We start from the raw sequence: 18,874 nt of genomic DNA on the forward strand, positions 1-18,874 counted from the left end.
CGTCAGACCGCGGTGGTCCACCAGACGGTGGTGTCGGCGGGCGTCTTGGCCTCGTCGCCGACCCGGGCCACCTCGCCGCTGGCGAGCAGCACCCGGCCGTACGCCGGGGTCGTCACCGACTCCCCCGTGGTGTTGGTGACGCAGACGAACTCGCCGCGCCGGAAGGCGAGTACGCCCTCGGGCGCGCGCAGCCACTCGACCGCGTCCCCGGTGCCGAGGTCCGGGTGCGCCCGGCGCGCGGCGAGCGCGGCGCGGTACAGCTCCAGGGTGGAGCCGGGCCGCCCGGTCTGCGCGGCCACGCTCAGCTCGCCCCAGACCGCCGGCTGCGGGAGCCAGCTGCCGCCGTCGCCGAAGCCGTACGACGGCCCGGTGCGGGTCCACGGGATCGGCACCCGGCAGCCGTCGCGGAAGCCGTCCTGGCCCGCGCCGCGGAAGTACGCGGGGTCCTGGCGCACCTCGTCCGGCAGGTCCACCACGTCGGGCAGGCCGAGTTCCTCGCCCTGGTAGAGGTAGGCCGAGCCGGGCAGCGCCAGCATCAGCAGGGTGGCCGCGCGGGCCCGGCGCAGGCCGAGGTCACGGTCGCCGGCCGTGCGGATCTGGGTGCCGAGGCCCGGCGGGTTGGCGAAGCGGGTGGCGTGCCGGGTGACGTCGTGGTTGGACAGCACCCAGGTGGCCGGGGCGCCGACCGGGCGCATCGCCTCCAGGGTGCCGTCGATGACCGCGCGCAGCTCGTCCGCGTCCCAGGCGGTCGCCAGGTACTGGAAGTTGAACGCCTGGTGCAGCTCGTCCGGGCGGACGTAGTTGGCGGTGCGCTCGACGGTCGGCGTCCACGCCTCCGCCACGAAGATCCGCTCCCCGGCGTACTCGTCGAGGATGGTGCGCCACTGCCGGTAGATCGCGTGCACGCCGTCCTGGTCGAAGAACGGCATGACATCGTTGCCCAGCAGCTTGAGCTGGTCGCCGGAACCGAGGTCGGGCAGGCCCTCGGCCTTCACCAGGCCGTGGGCCACGTCGATGCGGAAGCCGTCCACGCCCATGTCCAGCCAGAAACGCAGGATGGAGCGGAACTCGTCGCCGACCGCCGGGTGTTCCCAGTTGAAGTCGGGCTGCTCGGGGGCGAAGAGGTGCAGGTACCACTCGCCGGGGGTGCCGTCGGGCTCGGTGACCCGGGTCCAGGCCGGGCCGCCGAAGATGGACTCCCAGTCGTTGGGCGGAAGTTCGCCGTTCGCGCCCTTGCCGGGGCGGAAGTGGTAGCGCTCGCGCAGCGGGGAGCCGGGGCCCTCGGCGAGGGCGCGCTTGAACCACTCGTGCTGGTCGGAGGAGTGGTTGGGCACCAGGTCCACGATGATGCGCAGGCCGTGCCCGTGGGCGTCGCGGATCAGCGCGTCGGCGTCCAGCAGGGTGCCGAACATCGGGTCGACCGCGCGGTAGTCGGCGACGTCGTAGCCGGCGTCGGCCTGCGGGGAGGCGTAGAAGGGGCTCAGCCACACCGCGTCGACGCCGAGGTCGCGCAGGTACGGCAGGCGGGAGCGCACGCCCTCCAGGTCGCCCATGCCGTCGCCGTTGCTGTCGGCGAAGCTGCGCGGGTAGACCTGGTAGATGACCGCCTCGCGCCACCAGTCGCGGCGGCGCGCGGCGACGGTGGCGGTGGCGGAGTCGGTGGCCGGGGCTGCAGGGTGCTGCTGGCTCATGGCTTCCTCGAGGTGACGGAGAACGGGTCATGGACGCGTGGGTGCCACGGGCGCCCGCGGTGGCGGGCCCGTGGTCCCGGCGGGTGGAGGCGGGCCGGGGGCGGAGTGAGGCGGCCGCGGTGACGGCGGGGTCGGATGGGCACCGCGGCCGCCTGCCCGCGCGGTGGAACGCGCGGGAGCCTCGTGTGCTCGGGCCTCAGCCCTTGGTGCCGCCGGAGGTGAGACCGGTGACCAGGTTCTTCTGCACGAGGTAGAAGAACACCGCCACGGGTATCGCGATCAGCACCGCGGTGGCGGCCATGTAGTTCCACTCGGCGTCGTGCTGGCTGACGAAGGTCTGCAGGCCGACGGCGAAGGTGTACTTGGAGTCGTCCAGCATGAAGGTGGTCGCGAAGGCGACCTCGGCGACCGCGGTGATGAAGTTGTAGAAGGCGGCGACGGCCAGGCCCGGGCGGGCCAGCGGCAGGATCAGCCGGAAGAAGGTGCCGAACGGCGTGAGCCCGTCCACCCGGCCGGCCTCGTCGATCTCGAAGGGGATCGTGTCGAAGTAGCCCTTGAGCAGCCAGGCGCTGTACGGCACCGCGGTGGTGCAGTTGACGAGGATCAGCGCCCAGTAGGAGTCGATGAGCCCCAGGTCGCTGAAGATCTGGTACATCGGCACGATCAGCACGGCGATCGGGAAGGCCTGGGTGAGCAGCAGGATCCACATCAGCTGCTTGTAGCCGGGGAACCGCATCCGGGAGACCGCGTAGCCGGTGGTCGCGGCGAGCAGCACGCCGACCACGGTGGTGCCGAGGGCCACGATCATCGTGGACTTGAACCAGTCGAAGAACTCGGTGTGCTGCAGCACGAAGCTGTAGTTGGAGAAGCTCATCTTCCCGGCGATCTTGCCCGGGTGCAGGTAGTCGTCCTTGGCCGGGCCGAGCGAGAGGTAGATCAGCCAGGCCACCGGGGCCAGCGCGATCAGGCTCGCGACGACGAGGCCCGCGTGCAGCAGGACGGTTCCGAGGGGGCCGCGCTCGCCCGGCCGGCGGCCCCGCGGGGCGGGCTCGGCGGCGGGGGCCGGTGCGTCGGCCGGCGTGTCGAGGGTGGTGGTGCTCATGGCGGCGGCTCCTGCGGCGTCAGACGGCGAGCTGGTCATTGCGCTTCAGCCAGCGGAAGTAGAAGGAGGTGAAGACGGTCACGATGGACAGCAGCAGCACACCGTAGGCGGCGGACTGGGCGAAGTCGCGCGGCTGCTGGCCGAAGCCCAGGTAGTACGACCAGGTGACGAGGATCTGCGCGTCCGGGGCGCTGGTCGGCCCGAACAGCAGGAAGATGATGGCGAACTGGTTGAAGGTCCAGATGACGCCGAGCAGGACCACGGTGGAGCTGACCGCGCGCAGACCGGGCAGGGTCACGTGCCGGAAGCGCTGCCAGGCGTTCGCGCCGTCCATCTTCGCCGCCTCGTACAGGGAGGAGTCGATGGACTGGAGCCCGCCGAGCAGCGACAGCATCATGAACGGCACACCGCACCAGGTGTTGACCATGATCGCGGCGAAGCGCTGCCAGAAGGTGTCCTCCAGCCACTGCGGCTGCGGCAGGTGCAGCGCGTGCAGGACCTGGTTGAGCGCGCCGGAGTCGGCGAGCATGATCCGCCAGGAGAACACCGTGACGAAGGTCGGCACGGCCCAGGGCAGCACCAGCAGCACCCGGTACAGGGTGCGGCCGCGCAGCTTCTGGTTGAGCATCATGGCGAGGCCGAGGCCGATGGTGTAGTGCAGGGTCACACAGGCGGCCGTCCAGACGACCGTCCACAGGAAGTGGGACCAGAACCGGTCGTAGGACAGCGGGCCGAACAGGATTTCCTTGTAGTTGGACAGCCCGACGAACTTGTAGGTCGCCGCGATGTGGTTGACGCCGATGGTGCGCGCCGAGTTGAGGCTGTTGGCGTCGGTCAGGGTGAGGTAGAAGCCGCGGACGAGCGGGTAGCCGACGAGGACGGCGAGCACGACGACCACCGGGGCGATCATCGCGTAGGCGTACCAGTACTTCTGGTAGCCGTTTCTGATGCGCTGCCCCAGCCCGGGCCGAGGCGCGCGGTCACCGCGGCGCTTGCCGGTCGCGCGGTCGATGGCGACTGTCATGGTTCGACACCTTCAATGGTTCAAGAACGGGGGGCCGGGCACAGGGCGGCGGCCGTCGGTCGCCCCCCTCGTGGGTGGGGGCGACCGACGGCCTGCCGGGCTCACTTGCTGAAGTCGGGGACCAGCTTGCCGATGGCCACACCGGCGTTGTTCAGGCCCGTGTCCAGCGACTCCTTGCCACTGGCGATCTTCGGCAGCTCGGTGTCCAGCGGAGCCCACAGCGAGCCGTACTCGGGCAGCGCCGGGCGGGGCTGGGCGGCGGACAGCACACCCTGGTAGCCGGCGATACCCGGGTCGGCCGTGACCTTCGCGGTGTAGGCGTCGGAACGGGTGGGCAGGGTGGCGTTCTTCAGGGCGATGGTCTCCTCGGCGGAGGCCGACGTCATGAAGTTCACGAACTTCAGGGCCGCGGCCTGGTGCGCCTTGTCGGAGCCGGCGTAGACCGAGAGGTTGTGGCCGCCGGTCGGGGCGCCCGCCTTGCCGGTGGAGCCGGCCGGGACGACGGCGATGCCCAGGTTGGACTTGTCCTTGAAGGCGCTGCCCTTGTAGATGTTCGTGACCTCCCAGGGACCCTGGATGATCGAGGCGACCTTGCCGTTGACGAACGCGTCCTGGATGTGGGCGTAGGCGTCCGGGGTGGTGTCGGCCTTGTGCAGCCCCTTGCCGGAGAACAGGCTCAGCCAGGTGCCGAACGCCTTCTTGGCGGCCGGCGTGTCGATGGTGACCTTCTTCGCGGCGGCGTCGACGGTGTCGCTGCCCTCGCCGTACAGGAACGGCTGGCCGTAGTAGCCCTGGGTGGAGCCCCAGTAGCCGTAGGCACCGGTCTTGTCCTGCACCTTGGCGGCGTCCGCCTTCAGCTCGTCCCAGGTCTTGGGCGGCGCGGTGATGCCGGCCTTCTTGAACAGCGCCTTGTTGTAGACCAGGGCCAGGGTGTCGGTGACCAGCGGCACGCCGTAGGTCTTGCCCTCGTACTGGGCCTGCTTGATCAGGTTCGGCTCGAACTTGGACTGGTCGGCGAGGGCCTCGGTGCCGTCCAGCGGCAGGAAGTAGCCCTTCTTGGCGAAGGCGGGGGTCCAGCCGACCTCGGAGCGCAGCACGTCCGGGGCACCGGTGGCGCCCGCGGCCGTGTCGAACTTGTTCTGCGCCTGGTCGAACGGGACGTTGACGTACTTGACCTTGATGTTCTTGTTGGCAGCCTCGAACTGCTGCACCAAGGCCTTGTAGGTCGGCGCCTCATTGGTGGCGTTGGAGGTGTCCCACCAGGTGATGGTCACCGGGCCGTCCGACTTGCCGTCGCTGCTCCCGCCGCCGCAGGCCGTCGCCGCGAGGGCGAGGGACGCCACCAGCGCGGAGGCCGCTATGCCACGCCGCATGAGTTCTCCTTGAGGGTAAAGCCCGAGTGGTACAGGGGGCGGTCCCGCCCGCCCCTGCGACTTGCCGACTGCGCCGTTGCCGCGGCCGGGCGACCAGGAACGTAACAGCGATGTAAGCGCCGCGAAAGACCTTGCAGAAAAAAAGTGCAAGGGAACACGATGGTTATCGCGCCGTAACCCTGCCTCGATCGGCCCGCAACCGCGGAACGAAGCCGGTGAGACGACGACGGCCGACTTGTGCAAGACTCTGCAAGCTCTTGCCACCACCAACTCGAGGGAGCGCGATGAGGCAGCAACCCGTAGCGGGACGTCCGACCGGGCGCGCCCGGCGTCCGGGCGGTGGGCAAGGCGAGAGACGACCGGTACAGTCCGGTGGCGTGACCACACGGCTTGCCGACATCGCTGCGCAGGCGGGGGTGAGCGAAGCGACCGTCAGCCGGGTCCTCAACGGGAAACCGGGCGTCGCCGCCACCACCCGCCAGTCCGTGCTCGCCGCCCTCGACGTGCTGGGCTACGAGCGCCCGGTACGGCTGCGGCAGCGCAGCGAGGGCCTGGTGGGCCTGATCACGCCGGAGCTGGAGAACCCGATATTCCCGGCCCTGGCGCAGGTCATCGGCCAGGCGCTGACCCGCCAGGGCTACACCCCCGTGCTCGCCACCCAGACCCCCGGCGGCTCCACCGAGGACGAACTCACGGAGATGCTGGTGGACCGCGGGGTCGCGGGCATCATCTATGTCTCCGGGCTGCACGCGGACACCACCGCCGACATGCAGCGCTACGAGCGGCTGCGCGCGCAGGGCGTGCCGTTCGTGCTGGTGGACGGGTTCTCGCCGTTGGTGCAGGCGCCCTTCATCTCCCCCGACGACCGGGCCGCGATGACCCTCGCGGTGACCCACCTGGTCTCCCTCGGCCACACCCGGATCGGGCTCGCGCTCGGACCGAAGCGGTTCGTGCCCGTGCAGCGCAAGATCGAGGGCTTCGTGCGGGCCGTGCAGGACCAGTTGGGGCTCGGCGCGCAGGCCGTGGAGTCGGAGCTGGTGCAGCACTCGCTGTACACCCTGGAGGGCGGCCAGGCGGCCGCGTCGGCGCTGATCGACCGGGGCTGCACCGCGGTCGTCTGCGCCAGCGACATGATGGCCCTGGGCGCCATACGGGCCGCCCGCCAGCGCGGCCTGGAGGTGCCCACGGACTTCTCGGTGGTGGGCTTCGACGACTCCCCGCTGATCGCCTTCACCGACCCGCCGCTCACCACCGTCCGCAAGCCGGTCCCGGCGATGGGCCAGGCGGCCGTGCGCACGCTCCTGGAGGAGATCGGCGGTACGCCCGCCCCGCACAGCGAGTTCGTGTTCATGCCGGAGCTGGTGGTGCGGGGCTCGACGGCCTCGGCACCGCACGCGCTGCGGGCCTCCTGACGGCGCGGGACCGCGCGCCCGTCCGTACGTCGTGGCTCGTCCGTACGTCGTAGAAGGTGCGTCGCGGACCCGACCAGGGGATGATCGGGCGAAGAAGTCTTTTCTGGCAGACTTGATGCCTATGAGTGACTCGACCGTGACGCAGTGGGAAGGTCGCGAGGAACAGGCCGGTCCGCAGGCCGTCACGGGCAGAGACAGCGGGGGTGCGCCGGGCCGGCTGCGGCGGCCGCGCAGACCCCGGCTGTGGTTCGAGATCCTTCTGATCGCGGTGAGTTACTGGACGTACTCGCTGATCCGCAACGCCGTCCCGGAGCAGAAGGACAAGGCGCTGCGCAACGCGGACTGGATCTGGTCCACGGAGGGCGCGCTCGGCATCGACGTCGAGCGGTCGGTCAACCACGCCATGAACTCGGTGACTTGGCTGATCATCGGCATGAACTACTACTACGCCACACTGCACTTCATCGTCACCATCGGGGTGCTGGTGTGGCTGTACCGGTGGCACCCGGGCCGGTACGCGGCCGCGCGGCTGGCGCTCTTCGCGACCACCGGGGGCGCGCTGGTGGGGTACTACCTGTTCCCGCTCGCCCCGCCCCGGCTGATGCGCGGCGGGCACTTCGTGGACACGGTGATGGTGCACCACACCTGGGGCTCGATGGCCTCCGGGGACCTCAAGCACATGTCCAACCAGTACGCGGCGATGCCGTCCATGCACATCGGCTGGTCGCTGTGGTGCGGGCTGACGATCTTCGCGCTGGCCTCGGTGCCGTGGGTGCGGGTGCTGGGGCTGCTGTACCCGGCGGTGACGCTGCTGGTGATCGTCTCCACCGCGAACCACTTCTGGCTGGACGCGGTGGGGGGCGTGCTGTGCCTCGCGTTCGGGTTCCTGGTGGCCCGCGTCTGGTACGGCGCCGTGCCGTACGCGCTGCCGCGGGTGGTGGCGGGCAGGTCCGCGCCCGAGCCGGCCCGGGCCTGACGTCGCGGCCCGGTCAGGGCGCGTCGTCGTAGAACAGCTCTTCCATGACGGCGCGGGCCCGGCGGGTGGTACGGCCGTAGTCGTCCAGCATGTCGCCGACGTGGCCCTCGCCGTAGCCGAGGTAACGGCCCACCGCCGCCAGTTCGCGCGGCTGGGTGGGGAAGGTGTCTCCCGCGCGGCCCCGGACCAGCATCACCGCGTTGCGGACCCGGGTGGCCAGCACCCAGGCCTCGTCCAGGATCGCCGTCTCCTCCTCGCCCAGCAGCCCCGCGTCCCGTGCCGCCGCCAGCGCCGCCCTCGTGCGGGTCGTGCGCAGGCCCGCGATCTCGTGGCCGTGCCGCATCTGGAGCAGCTGGACCGTCCACTCCACGTCCGACAGGCCGCCGGGGCCCAGCTTGGTGTGCAGCCTCGGGTCGGCGCCGCGCGGCAGCCGCTCCGACTCCATCCGCGCCTTCAGCCGCCGGATCTCCCGCACGGCGTCCTCGGTCAGGCCCCGCGCCGGGTAGCGCAGCGGGTCGATCAGCTCAGTGAAGCGCCGGCCCAGCTCCGCGTCGCCGGCCACCGGCTCGGCCCGCAGCAGCGCCTGGGACTCCCAGACCAGGGACCAGCGGCGGTAGTACGCCTCGTACGCCTTCAGGGTGCGCACCAGCGGGCCCGACTTGCCCTCCGGGCGCAGATCGGCGTCGATCAGCAGCGGCGGGTCGGCGCTGGGCAGCTGGAGCAGTCTGCGCATCTCGGAGACGACCTTGCCCGCGGCCGCGGCGGCCTCGTGCTCGTCCACGCCCTCCTGCGGCTCGTGCACGAACAGGACGTCCGCGTCGGAGCCGTAGCCCAGTTCGTGGCCGCCGAAGCGGCCCATCCCGATGATCGCGAACCGGGTGGGCAGGGTGTCGCCCCAGCCGGAGCGGACCACGGCGCGCAGGGTGCCCGCGAGAGTGGCGGCGGTGAGGTCGGAGACGGCCGCGCCGACGAGGTCCACGAGGGCGCCCTGGTCGGCCTCCACCGGGCTGGCCTCGGTGCCGTACGAGCCGACGATGTCCGCGGCGGCGGTGCGGAACAGTTCGCGGCGGCGCACCCCGCGGGCGGCGGTGACGCCCTGTTCACCGTTCTCGGCGCGCCCCACGGCGGCGAGCATCTCCTGTTCCAGGGCGGCGCGGCCGCGCGGGGCGAGGCCCGCTCCGTCGCCGTCGCCGAGGAGCGCGACGGCCTCGGGGGCGCGCATCAGCAGGTCGGGGGCGAGGCGGCCGGCGGAGAGCACGCGGGCCAGGTTCTCCGCCGCGGCGCCCTCGTCGCGCAGCAGGCGCAGGTACCAGGGGGTCTTGCCGAGGGCGTCGGAGACCTTGCGGAAGTTGAGCAGGCCCGCGTCCGGGTCGGCCGAGTCGGCGAACCACCCGAGGAGGACGGGCAGCAGCGTGCGCTGGATGGCCGCCTTGCGGGTCACTCCGGAGGCCAGCGCCTCCAGGTGGCGCAGGGCGGCGGCGGGGTCGGCGTAGCCGAGGGCGACCAGGCGCTGCCGGGCGGCCTCGGGGCTCAGCCGGGTCTCGCCGGGGGCGAGCTGGGCGACCGCGTCCAGCAGCGGGCGGTAGAACAGCTTCTCGTGCAGGCGCCGGACGACCGTGGTGTGCCGCTTCCACTCCCGGGTCAGCTCGGTGACCGGGTTGGCGCGCAGGCCGAGGGAGCGGCCGAGGCGGCGCAGGTCCTCCTCGGCCTTGGGCACGAGGTGGGTGCGGCGCAGGCGGTAGAGCTGGATGCGGTGTTCCATCGCGCGCAGGAAGCGGTAGGCCTCGTCGAGGCGGGCGGCGTCCTCCCGGCCGACGTAGCCGCCGGCGGCCAGTGCCTGCAGGGCCTTGAGGGTGGTGCCGCTGCGCAGGGTGGCGTCGGTGCGGCCGTGCACCAACTGGAGGAGCTGTACGGCGAATTCGACGTCCCGCAGGCCGCCGGGGCCCAGCTTGAGTTCTCGTTCGACCTCGGTGGGCGGGATGTTGTCCACGACGCGGCGGCGCATCTGCTGCACGTCGGTGACGAAGTTCTCGCGGTCCGCGGCCTGCCAGACCAGCGGGTGCAGGGTGTCCAGGTAGGCCTGGCCGAGGTCCTGGTCGCCGGCCACCGGGCGGGCCTTGAGCAGGGCCTGGAACTCCCAGGTCTTCGCCCAGCGCTGGTAGTAGGCGAGGTGGGAGGAGAGGGTGCGGACCAGGGGGCCGTTGCGGCCCTCGGGGCGGAGGTTGGCGTCCACCGGCCAGATGGAGCCCTCGACGGTGGTCTCCGAGCAGATGCGCATCAGGCGGGAGGCGAGGCGGGTGGCGGCGGTGAGGGCCTTGGTCTCGTCGGTGCCCTCCACCGCTTCCGCGACGAAGATCACGTCCACGTCGGAGACGTAGTTCAGTTCGTGGCCGCCGCACTTGCCCATGCCGATCACGGCGAGGCGGCAGGCGGCGGCGTCGGCCGGGGCCTCGGTCCGCGCCATGGCCAGGGCGGCGCGCAGGGTGGCGGTGGCGAGGTCGGCGAGTTCGGCGGCGGTCTCGGCCACGTCCGTGGTGCCGCAGACGTCCCGCGCGGCGATGGACAGCAGGCAGCGGCGGTAGGCGATGCGCAGGGCGACGGGGTCGGTGGCCCCGGCGAGGCCGCGTTCGAACTCGGTGAGGCCCGGGTGCAGGTCCTGGGACTCGTAGGTGACCAGGGCCTGCCAGTCGCCGGGGTGGCGGGCGAGGTGGTCGGCGAGGGCGGCGGAGGCGCCCAGGACTCCGAGGAGGCGGTCCCGCAGGGGCTTGGCCGCGATCAGGGTGTCGAGGAGTTCACGGCGGGCGGCGGGGGCCGGCTGGGCCTCCAGGAGGCGGACCAGGCCGTGCAGGGCGAGGTCGGGGTCGGCGGTGGCGCCCAGGGCTTCCAGCAAAAAGGGGTCGTCGCGGACGGGGGCCAGTTCGGGGGTGTCCAGCAGCCGCTCGGCGGCGGTGGCGTCGGTGAAGCCGTGTCGGAGCAGGCGCGTGAAGGTGCTGCTTCTGCGGCCCGGCGTCATTCTGGGGCTCCCCTCGGGTCACTGGTCCTGGGTGGAGCGTAGTCGCCCGCGCCGGGCCGTGCCGGGGGAGGTGCCGCGCGGGGTGATCAGGGCCGGTGCGGTGTCCCGCGGATCGCCCCCGTCGGCCCGGGTCCACGGCCGGTGGCGCAGCGAGGGCGCCGCGTGCCGCAGGCCGTCGTGCGGGTTCCGTCCCCGCTCGGGCACCGGGCCCTCGGCGTCGTGGGGCAGCGCGGGGTGACCGACCGCCAGGAGCGGGACGTACCGCTCCATGGAGCGGCCGGCGCCGGTCAGGTGGAACCACGAGCGCGGGGGTGCCTGTCCGGGCGGTCCTCGTACGGCCGGCGACGCGAAGCCGCCGTCCGGCCAGAGTCCCCCGTCGCCGATCTCGGGACGCGGCGGAGCACGCGGACGGACGATGCCCGATGCCCGATGCCACGCTCCACCCGCTCCACCTGACCGGCGCCCGCGGCTCCCCCGCCGGACTGCCGCCACCGGCGCCTCGCGCGAGAGCCCGGGAGCCTGGACCGCGCCCGCTCGGGCGGAGGCGCAACCGCCCGCCGGGGGCCGCCGCGGACTTCGCGGTCCGGCATGCCGAGGCCGGTCACGGGACCGACCCCAGGTCGCCTCGACAAGCGGGCGCACGCCTTCCGCGGCGCGGTGACGGCGACCGCCGCCGCCGTGCGGACACCCCTCCTCGTACGTGCGGACACCCCTCCTAGTACGCGAGCTGCCCGATGCCCCCGTCGACGCGCAGCACGGTCCCCGCGGTGTACGCGGATTCGTCCGAGGCGAGATAGACCGCCGCCTTCGCCAGTTCGGTGGCGGTTCCGAGGCGGTGGAGAGGCACGGTCCGCCGGAGTTCCTCGTAGAGGGCGGCCTGGCGCTCGGGCCCGAGGGACGCGAACACGTTGGTGATCGTCGGGCCCGGGCTCAGTCCGTTGACGCGGATGCCCCGGTCCTTCAGCTCATGGGTCAGCCCTCGCGTGTAGGAGAGCAGGCCCGCCTTGGCCGCGCCGTAGACCGTCGCGTTCTCGTGTCCGATGTACGCGGAGACCGAGCCGACGAGGATGACCGAGGACTGCGCGGAGAAGAGCGGCAGCAGGTCCCTGATCAGGAAGAACGGCGACTTGAGATTGGTCGCGAGGAGCCGGTCGAACGCCTCCTCGGTCCATGCCTCGATCGGGAGGTGGGTGACGTCGGCGGCGTTGCTCATGAGGATGTCGAGCTTCGGCCACTCCTCCCGCAGCCGTGCCGCGAGCACCGCCTGGCCGGGTACGTCGCCGGCGTCACTGACGATGGTCAGCAGCGGGCCGTCCAGTTGCCGGGCTGCCGCGTCCAGCTTCTCCCGTGAACGGCCGGTGATGGCGACGGTCGCTCCCTCGGCGAGGAACTCGCGGGCCGTTTCCAGGCCGATGCCGCTCGTCCCCCCTGTGATCAGCGCGTGTTTTCCCGCAAGACGATCCATTGTCCTGTCTCTCCTCAGATCGCGGTGCGGCCACCGTCGGCGGCCACGATCGCACCGGTCATGTAGCTCGCCCGGTCGCCGGCGAGAAAGGCGATCACGTGGGCCACCTCGGCCGGGTCGGAGGTGCGCTTGAGCGCGGTGGTCAGGCCCATGCCACCCATGTCCGGGCCCATCGCCTCGACCACCTTCGCGGTGCGCATCGGGCCCGGGACGACGGCGTTGACCCGCACGTTCGACGCGGCGAATTCCGCCGCCCAGGTGCGGGTCAGCGATTCGAGCGCCGCCTTGGTGGCGCCGTAGACGGCCATGCCCGGCATGCCGAGTCCGGCCGCGGTGGAGCTGACGTTGACGATGCTGCCGCCGCCGCCCGCGGCCATCTTCTCCGCGAGCAGGGCGGTGAGCAGGAACGGAGCGCGCACATTGACCGCGAAGGCGGCCTCGTAGCTCGCGAGGTCCTGCCCGGTGGTCGGGGAGAACGTCATGACGCTCGCGTTGTTGACCAGGATGTCGACGGCTCCGGCGCCCTCGACCAGTTGTCGCACGCCCGCCGGGTCGGACACGTCGGCAGCGATGAAACGCACCGCCGCGGCGGACTCGCCGCCGGCTGCGCGGAGGTCTTCCACGACCTGGGCACCGCGCCGCGGATCGGTGCCGGTCAGGATCAGGTCGGCGCCGCCCGCGGCCAACACCCTGGCCGTCGCGTGCCCGAGTCCGCCGATCGCGCCGGACCCGGTGACGAGTGCCGTCTTGCCTGCAAATTCCATTGCTTCGCCCTTCGCGCCGACCGGAGCGGCCGACTTCTGTGCATGCGTTCAAGAAGTGCCGCAACGGAAGCTACGACTTCTTGAACGGCCAGTCAAGAAGTCGTAGGATCAAGCGCGTGGCACGAACCGGACGCCCCCGCGAGTTCGACAGGGAACAGACGCTGGAGCGCGCACTCGAACTGTTCTGGTCCCGGGGATACGGGGCGACGTCGATCCAGGACCTGGTCGACGCACTGGCCGTCGAACGCGGCAGCCTCTACGGCGCGTTCGGCGACAAGCGCCGCTTCTACCTGGAAGCCGTCAGGCTCTACTGGGAGGTGTACGAGCGCCACCTGATCGCCGCGCTCGACACCAGCCCGCTGCTGCCCGCCCTGCGCGAGATCCTGACCCATCCCGTGCGGCTGGACGAACTGGTCTCCGACGTGGGCGTGCCGCAGGGCTGCCTGGTCGGCAACACGACCGCCGAACTCGTCCCCCAGGACGGCGAGGCCACGGAGATCGTCACCCGCTCGTACCGCCGGTTCACCGGCATCGTCGCCGACGCGCTCCGCCGCGCGCAGGCCGCCAAAGAGGTCACGGACGGCGCCCGCCCCGAGGCCCAGGCCCAGATGCTGCTCTACCTGGTCCAAGGTCTCTCGCTCGTGTCGCGGGCGGGGCTCGACAGGACCGCGGCCCTGGCGGCGGTCGACGCGGCGGTGGACGGGTTGCGGGCGTGACCGGAACACGCACCCCGTCCTGAACACCTACTCGGAACGTCTCAGGAGTCGAAGCGATGCACCGGAAAGCCGAAACGACCGCGGGCGCCGGGGCTCGTGGTCCCGCGACCCATGACCTCGTGATCAGTCGCGCACGTGTCTTCGACGGCCACCAGGCGCTCACCGGTCTGTACGACGTCGCCGTCGACGGCGCGGAGATCACGTCCCTGTCGGCCGAGCCGCTCAGGGGCAGACAGCAGGTGGACGCGGCCGGCGGATGGGTCGTGCCCGGACTGATCGACACGCATATCCACTTCTACGACGTGCGCGCCGTCACCGATCCCGATTCGATGCGGGCCTTCGAGGAGAACGAACTGCCCGGGCGGCTCGGGCTGTTCCTCGACCACGGGATCACCACCATCAAGTCGGTGGGCGATCCGACGGACGCAATCCTGGACACCCGGGCCAGGATCGCCGCGGGCACGCTGCGGGGACCGCGGCTGCTGGCGACCGGGTGCGGCATCACCGGACGCGACGGCCACCCCGCCGCCACGGTCTTCGGCGGCAACCCCTGGGCGCGCGAGCGCTTCACGGGAGAGGTGGGCAGCGTGCGGGAGATCCGTGACCTGGTGCACCACCTCGCCGACCGCGAGGTGGACGCGATCAAACTCCTGTCAGAGGGGGCGTGCGCGCACTCCGGCGGGCCGACGTACCTCTGGCGCAATCCCGTCTTCCCGGATGGTGTCGCCTTGGAACGGCTTCCCCTCGATCTCCTTCGGGCGGGTGTCGAGGCCGGCCACGAGCGGGGCCTTCGGGTCACCGTCCACACCACCCAGCAGGCCGCGGCACGCGAGGCGATCGAGGCCGGGGCGGACGGCCTGGAGCACGGTGTCACCGTCGAGCCCCTGACCGACCACTCGCTCATCGACCTGATGCTCGACCACGGCGTCACCTACACCCCCACGCTCTGGATCGACGACGCCCACCCGGACGCCCGCGGCAACCTCAGGAAGGTGGCCGAGGCCGGCGTGCGCATCGCGCTGGGCAGTGACACCTTCAGCGGCCGGGGCCTGTTCGGAGCCAACACCCTGGAGGAGGCCGAGCTCATGGTGGCGGCCGGGATGACGCCCGCCCAGGTGCTGGCCGCGGCCACCAGCGGCGCCTCGCGGCAGTGCGCCCGCCCCGACCTCGGCACGGTGGCCCCGGGCAAGCGCGCCGACCTGCTCCTGCTGAACGCCGATCCCACCGCGGACATCGGCAGCCTCCGCGACCTCCGCATGGTGATCCTGAACGGCGAACTCGCCGTGGACAAACGCTGAGTCGCGGTGCGCGCGGGACTCACTGTCCGGCGGAGCCGGACGGGGCCCGCTGCTCGCTGGCGTGCAGGGTGCCGAGGAGGGTGAGGGCCTGGGCGGAGGGGCTGCCCGGTTCGGCGTGGTAGATGACGAGCTGCTGGCCGGGCGCATCGCGGACGTCGAAGGACTGGTAGGTGAGGGAGAGAGGTCCGACGTCCGGGTGCAGGAGTTGCTTGGCGTCCTGGGTTTTGCCGCGCACGGTGTGCTGCGCCCACAACCGCCGGAATTCCGCACTGTGCTCGGTCAGGGTGTCCACGAGGTGGCGCAGACGCGGGTGCTCGGGGTCGAAGCCGCTCGCCTGGCGCAGATTGGCGACGGCGGCCTGGGCGGCCCGGTCCCAGTCTCGGTAGAACGGCCGTCCGGCCGGGTCGAGGAAGGTCATGCGGGCCAGGTTGTCCACGGCGGTGAAGGGGGCGTAGAGGGCGTCGGCCAGGGCGTTGGCGGCCAGCAGGTCGAGGGTGCGGTTCATGACGAACGCCGGGGTGTGCGCGTAGCCGTCCATCAGCTGACGCAGCGCGGGACTGACCCGCTCGGTGACATGGAGGGAGCCTCGGCCGTCCGGTGACACCCCGGCCAGACGGTGCAGGTGGGCGCGGGCGTCCGGGTCGAGCAGGAGCGCGCGGCCGAGAGCGTCCAGCACCTGTGGCGAGGGATGGCGCTCCCGCCCCTGTTCCAGCCGGGTGTAGTAGTCGGCGTTGACACCGGCCAGGACGGCGACCTCCTCGCGGCGCAGTCCGGCGACCCTGCGCACACCGTGACTCGCCATGTTGACGTCCTGTGGCCGCAGGCGGGCGCGGCGCGCGCGCAGGAACTCCCCGAGATGGTTGTCGTCCATGGCCACCAGGCTAGTGCTGTGGCTGCTCCCCCTTCCCGGGTGTGCCGCACCCAGGCAGAGAGCACCCTGGTACCCCTGCGCTGACCTGCGCAGACTCGGTGAGGCACGGCACCCGTGCCCCACCGAGGAAGGGAAACTTGATGACAGGCGATGCGCGGAGCGACCGCACTCCGGGAAACGCCGACGTGGTCGGCATGTGGGTGACCGCGGACGGTCACATCCGGCAGGAGTTGCTGCCGGACGGACGCTACGACGAGGCCCGGGGAGACCGGCGCAGCGCGTACACCGGCCGGTACACGGTGACCGGCAGCCACCTCGACTACGTCGACGACACCGGATTCACCGCCACGGGGGACATCCGGGACGGCGTGCTCTACCACGAACACCTCGTGCTCTACCGCGAGGACCGGACGGAGAAGCCCTCGTGAGGGCGCGCGGCGGCGTCGGTCTTCCCCACGGCGAAGGCGCCACCGGCGCCGGCGGGATCGGGCGCGTCGCGGGGGTTTCCCCGTCACCCGGCACTCCGGCCTTGCTGGTGCTGTGCGCGGCTCATTTCATGGACGCCATCGACCTGTCCGACGTGGGCGTGGCCCTGCCGGCCATCCAGCGTGACCTCGGCATGCCATCGGGTTCCCTCCAGTGGGTCGTGTCCGCCTACGCCCTCGGCTACGGCGGGTTCCTTCTCCTGGGCGGCCGGGTCGCCGATCTGTTCGGCCGACGACGCGCCTTCCTGACCGCGGTCGCCGTCTTCGGCGTGGTGAGCGTGCTGGGAGCGCTCGCTCCGACCGGTGGCCTGCTGATCGCGGCACGGCTGGTGAAGGGCATCGCGGCGGGCTTCCTGGCCCCGGCGGCCCTTTCCCTGATCACCACCAACTGGCCGGAAGGCACGCGGCGTGGCCGTGCTCTCGGGTGGTACGCCACCGCCGGCGCCTGCGGCTTCATCGGAGGGCTCGTTCTGGGCGGCGTGCTGACCGAACTGTCGTGGCGACTGGTCTTCGCGCTCCCGGTGCCCATCGCCGTGGCGGCACTGCTCGCAGGGCTGCGCCTGCTCCCGGCGGACCGCCGGGACGGCGCCCGCGGCAGGATCGATGTTCCGGGTGCGCTGACGGCCACCGGAGCACTGGTGCTTCTGGTCTACGCCCTCACCCAGGCTCCCGCGCACGGCTGGCTGTCCGCCCGCACCCTCCTCCTCTTCGCCGCCGCGGCCGGTCTGCTCGGCCTGTTCCTCCGGGTCGAGTCCCGCGCGCACAGGCCCCTGGTCCCGCTGTCCTTCCTCACCCGGCGCGCGACCGCCGGCCCCAACCTGACGATCTTCGCCATGTGGGGCGCCTACACGTCCTTCGCGTTCCTCGCCACGCTCTACCTGCAGAACGTGCTGGACTGGACGCCGTTGCAGACGGCCGGCGCCTTCGTCCCGCTCGGCGTCGCCAACGGCGCGCTGGCGCCGTTCGCGGGACGGCTCGCGACCCGGTTCGGGGTACACAGGATGATCGCCGCCGGGATGCTGCTCCTCGCGCTGTCCTACGCGTTGTTCCTCCGGATCGGGCCGGACAGTTCCTACCTCACCGTGGTCCTGCCGGTCATGGTCGTCAACGGGATCGGCACCGCGGCGACGTTCCCCGCGCTGAACACGAGCGCGGTGGCCGGGGTGCCCGACCGGGACCAGGGGCTGGCGGGAGCCCTGCTCAACACCTTCATGCAGATCGGCGGTGCCGTCGTCCTCGCCCTCGTCACCGCGGTCGACGAAGCCGGACAGCGGGCGGATGGAAGCGACCCTCTGGCGGGCTACGGCTCCGCCACCGCCGTCATCGTCGCCGCCGTGCTCGCCGGCCTGGGCGGCACCCTCCTCATCCGGCACCGGACCGGCAGCCGAGACCACTGACGACGCGGCCCCTCGCTCCGTCACCAGGCCGTCCCTCACCACGCACGGACACCCGACCACACGCACGGACACCCGACCACCACCCCACCGGGGAGCACTCGCATGACATCCACGACCCCGTCCACCGAAGCCGCCGAGTTCAGGGGAAAGACGGCTCTCGTCACCGGTGCCGCGCGCGGCATCGGCAAGGAGACCGTGGCACTCCTCCACGCCCGCGGCGCACGCGTCGTCGCCCTCGACATACGACCCGGACTGGACTCACTTTCCACCGAGTTGCCAGGCATCGTGACGGTGACCGGCGACGTCACCGCGGAAGAGACCGCCACCCGCGCGGTAGCGGCCGCCGTCGACGCCTTCGGCGGGCTGGACATCCTGGTCAACAACGCCGGACGCACCCTGAACAAGCCCGTCACGCACACCACCGCACAGGACTGGGACAGCGTGATGGACGTCAACGCCCGCGGCGCCTTCTTCTTCGCCCGCGAAGCCTTCCGGGCCATGGCGGAGCGCGGCGGCGGCGCCATCGTCGGCACCGGTTCCTACGCGTCCACCGTCGGACTGCCCGAAGGGGTCGCCTACAGCGCGTCGAAGGGCGCGCTGGCCCAGCTGACCAGAGTGCTGGCGCTGGAAGGCGGACCCCTGGGCATCCGCGCGAACCTCGTCGCCGCGGGCGTCGTCGAAACCGACTTCCTCGACACCTTCCGCCCCGACAGCCGCGCGTATCTCGCGTCCTTCGCCGGCGCCCAGCCCCTGGGCAGGGTGGCACAGCCCCGTGAGATCGCGGAAGTCCTGTGCTTCCTGGTCTCACCGCGGTCCGCTTTCGTCACGGGCGCCGTACTCGCCGCGGACGGCGGCTTCACCGCGGCCTGATCCGCGGGTCTCCGCGCGCGGCCCCGGCAGCGCGCCGGTGAGGAGGGTGCGCATCGTCTCCGCCGCGCGGACGGCCGCGTCCGCGCAGCAGTTGTTGAACAGCAGGTGGAGTTCGTCGGTGCGATCGGCCAGGCGGCGGACGCGCGGCAGCCATTCCGCCAGTTCCGCTGCGGAATAGGCGTGGCGGAAGCGGTCCTCCTTGGAGCCCGTGCCCCAGTGGGGGCTGCGGCCGTGGAAGCGGACCAAGCCGAGGCGGGGGGTGGTGACGGGCGCGTCCGGCGGGAGCGAGCCGGGGAGGTGCCGGGCGGTGTCCACGGCGACGGCGGTGGCGTCCAGGTCGGCCAGGAAGGGGGCGGTGCGGTCGCTGTGCCACCAGGTGGGGTCGCGGAACTCCACGGCGAAGGGCCAGTCCCGGGC

17 protein-coding genes are annotated in these 18,874 nt (G+C 72.0%); 7 read left to right on the forward strand and 10 right to left on the reverse strand.

The annotated features are described in order from the left end of the window. Nucleotides 1-2 precede the first annotated feature (2 nt). From FRZ03_RS32180 to FRZ03_RS32195, 4 genes are all read right to left on the reverse strand, one after another. Nucleotides 3-1,691, reverse strand: a complete 1,689-nt coding sequence (locus FRZ03_RS32180) for a glycoside hydrolase family 13 protein (RefSeq protein ID WP_146468599.1) — start codon at nt 1,689-1,691, stop codon at nt 3-5. 196 nt (nt 1,692-1,887) lie between these two features. Then, nucleotides 1,888-2,793 carry a sugar ABC transporter permease gene (locus FRZ03_RS32185; RefSeq protein ID WP_146468600.1) on the reverse strand — a complete coding sequence of 302 codons (906 nt, stop codon included), beginning with the start codon at nt 2,791-2,793 and terminating at the stop codon, nt 1,888-1,890. A gap of 19 nt (nt 2,794-2,812) precedes the next feature. After that, nucleotides 2,813-3,817 carry a carbohydrate ABC transporter permease gene (locus FRZ03_RS32190; RefSeq protein WP_146468601.1) on the reverse strand — a complete coding sequence of 335 codons (1,005 nt, stop codon included), beginning with the start codon at nt 3,815-3,817 and terminating at the stop codon, nt 2,813-2,815. A gap of 101 nt (nt 3,818-3,918) precedes the next feature. Next, a complete protein-coding gene (locus FRZ03_RS32195) occupies nt 3,919-5,190 on the reverse strand; it encodes an extracellular solute-binding protein (RefSeq protein WP_146468602.1) in 1,272 nt (423 codons plus the stop codon). Nucleotides 5,191-5,567: 377 nt separating this feature from the next. Here FRZ03_RS32195 and FRZ03_RS32200 point away from each other — a divergent pair, with 377 nt between their 5' ends. Both FRZ03_RS32200 and FRZ03_RS32205 read left to right on the forward strand, forming a co-directional pair. Beyond that, nucleotides 5,568-6,602 carry a LacI family DNA-binding transcriptional regulator gene (locus FRZ03_RS32200; protein ID WP_146468603.1) on the forward strand — a complete coding sequence of 345 codons (1,035 nt, stop codon included), beginning with the start codon at nt 5,568-5,570 and terminating at the stop codon, nt 6,600-6,602. 121 nt (nt 6,603-6,723) lie between these two features. Further along, complete coding sequence (locus FRZ03_RS32205) at nt 6,724-7,578, forward strand: phosphatase PAP2 family protein (protein ID WP_146468604.1); 855 nt, start codon at nt 6,724-6,726, stop codon at nt 7,576-7,578. A 13-nt stretch (nt 7,579-7,591) separates the two neighbouring features. On the opposite strand, the gene FRZ03_RS32210 is transcribed toward FRZ03_RS32205, so the two are convergent. From FRZ03_RS32210 to FRZ03_RS32225, 4 genes are all read right to left on the reverse strand, one after another. Further along, entirely contained in the window at nt 7,592-10,591 is a 3,000-nt protein-coding gene (locus FRZ03_RS32210) for a bifunctional [glutamine synthetase] adenylyltransferase/[glutamine synthetase]-adenylyl-L-tyrosine phosphorylase (protein ID WP_146468605.1), read from the reverse strand. An 18-nt stretch (nt 10,592-10,609) separates the two neighbouring features. Next, entirely contained in the window at nt 10,610-10,861 is a 252-nt protein-coding gene (locus tag FRZ03_RS32215; RefSeq protein WP_146468606.1) for a hypothetical protein, read from the reverse strand. 445 nt (nt 10,862-11,306) lie between these two features. Beyond that, nucleotides 11,307-12,056 carry an SDR family oxidoreductase gene (locus FRZ03_RS32220; RefSeq protein ID WP_146468607.1) on the reverse strand — a complete coding sequence of 250 codons (750 nt, stop codon included), beginning with the start codon at nt 12,054-12,056 and terminating at the stop codon, nt 11,307-11,309. 14 nt (nt 12,057-12,070) lie between these two features. Further along, on the reverse strand, nt 12,071-12,820 hold the full coding sequence (locus FRZ03_RS32225; RefSeq protein WP_146468608.1) for an SDR family NAD(P)-dependent oxidoreductase: 750 nt from the start codon (nt 12,818-12,820) through the stop codon (nt 12,071-12,073). 116 nt (nt 12,821-12,936) lie between these two features. On the opposite strand from FRZ03_RS32225, the gene FRZ03_RS32230 reads away from it, so the two are divergent. Both FRZ03_RS32230 and FRZ03_RS32235 read left to right on the forward strand, forming a co-directional pair. Beyond that, a complete protein-coding gene (locus FRZ03_RS32230) occupies nt 12,937-13,536 on the forward strand; it encodes a TetR/AcrR family transcriptional regulator (protein WP_146468609.1) in 600 nt (199 codons plus the stop codon). Nucleotides 13,537-13,655: 119 nt separating this feature from the next. Continuing rightward, nucleotides 13,656-14,834, forward strand: a complete 1,179-nt coding sequence (locus FRZ03_RS32235; RefSeq protein ID WP_261399430.1) for an amidohydrolase family protein — start codon at nt 13,656-13,658, stop codon at nt 14,832-14,834. 19 nt (nt 14,835-14,853) lie between these two features. On the opposite strand, the gene FRZ03_RS32240 is transcribed toward FRZ03_RS32235, so the two are convergent. Further along, on the reverse strand, nt 14,854-15,705 hold the full coding sequence (locus tag FRZ03_RS32240; protein ID WP_146468611.1) for a helix-turn-helix transcriptional regulator: 852 nt from the start codon (nt 15,703-15,705) through the stop codon (nt 14,854-14,856). 140 nt (nt 15,706-15,845) lie between these two features. Here FRZ03_RS32240 and FRZ03_RS32245 point away from each other — a divergent pair, with 140 nt between their 5' ends. The 3 genes from FRZ03_RS32245 to FRZ03_RS32255 all read left to right on the forward strand — a co-directional run bounded on the left by FRZ03_RS32245 (nt 15,846) and on the right by FRZ03_RS32255 (nt 18,457). Beyond that, a complete protein-coding gene (locus tag FRZ03_RS32245) occupies nt 15,846-16,133 on the forward strand; it encodes an Atu4866 domain-containing protein (protein ID WP_146468612.1) in 288 nt (95 codons plus the stop codon). A 128-nt stretch (nt 16,134-16,261) separates the two neighbouring features. Next, a complete protein-coding gene (locus FRZ03_RS32250; RefSeq protein ID WP_146468613.1) occupies nt 16,262-17,587 on the forward strand; it encodes an MFS transporter in 1,326 nt (441 codons plus the stop codon). Between the two features lie 102 nt (nt 17,588-17,689). Beyond that, entirely contained in the window at nt 17,690-18,457 is a 768-nt protein-coding gene (locus FRZ03_RS32255) for an SDR family NAD(P)-dependent oxidoreductase (protein ID WP_146468614.1), read from the forward strand. On the opposite strand, the gene FRZ03_RS32260 is transcribed toward FRZ03_RS32255, so the two are convergent. Beyond that, on the reverse strand, nt 18,392-18,874 hold a 483-nt coding region (locus FRZ03_RS32260), incomplete at its 5' end, for a DUF72 domain-containing protein (RefSeq protein ID WP_146468654.1). The two genes, FRZ03_RS32255 and FRZ03_RS32260, sit on opposite strands and share 66 nt — an antisense overlap.

This window comes from Streptomyces misionensis (genome assembly GCF_007896895.1).
Classification (GTDB): Bacteria; Actinomycetota; Actinomycetes; order Streptomycetales; family Streptomycetaceae; genus Streptomyces; species Streptomyces misionensis_A.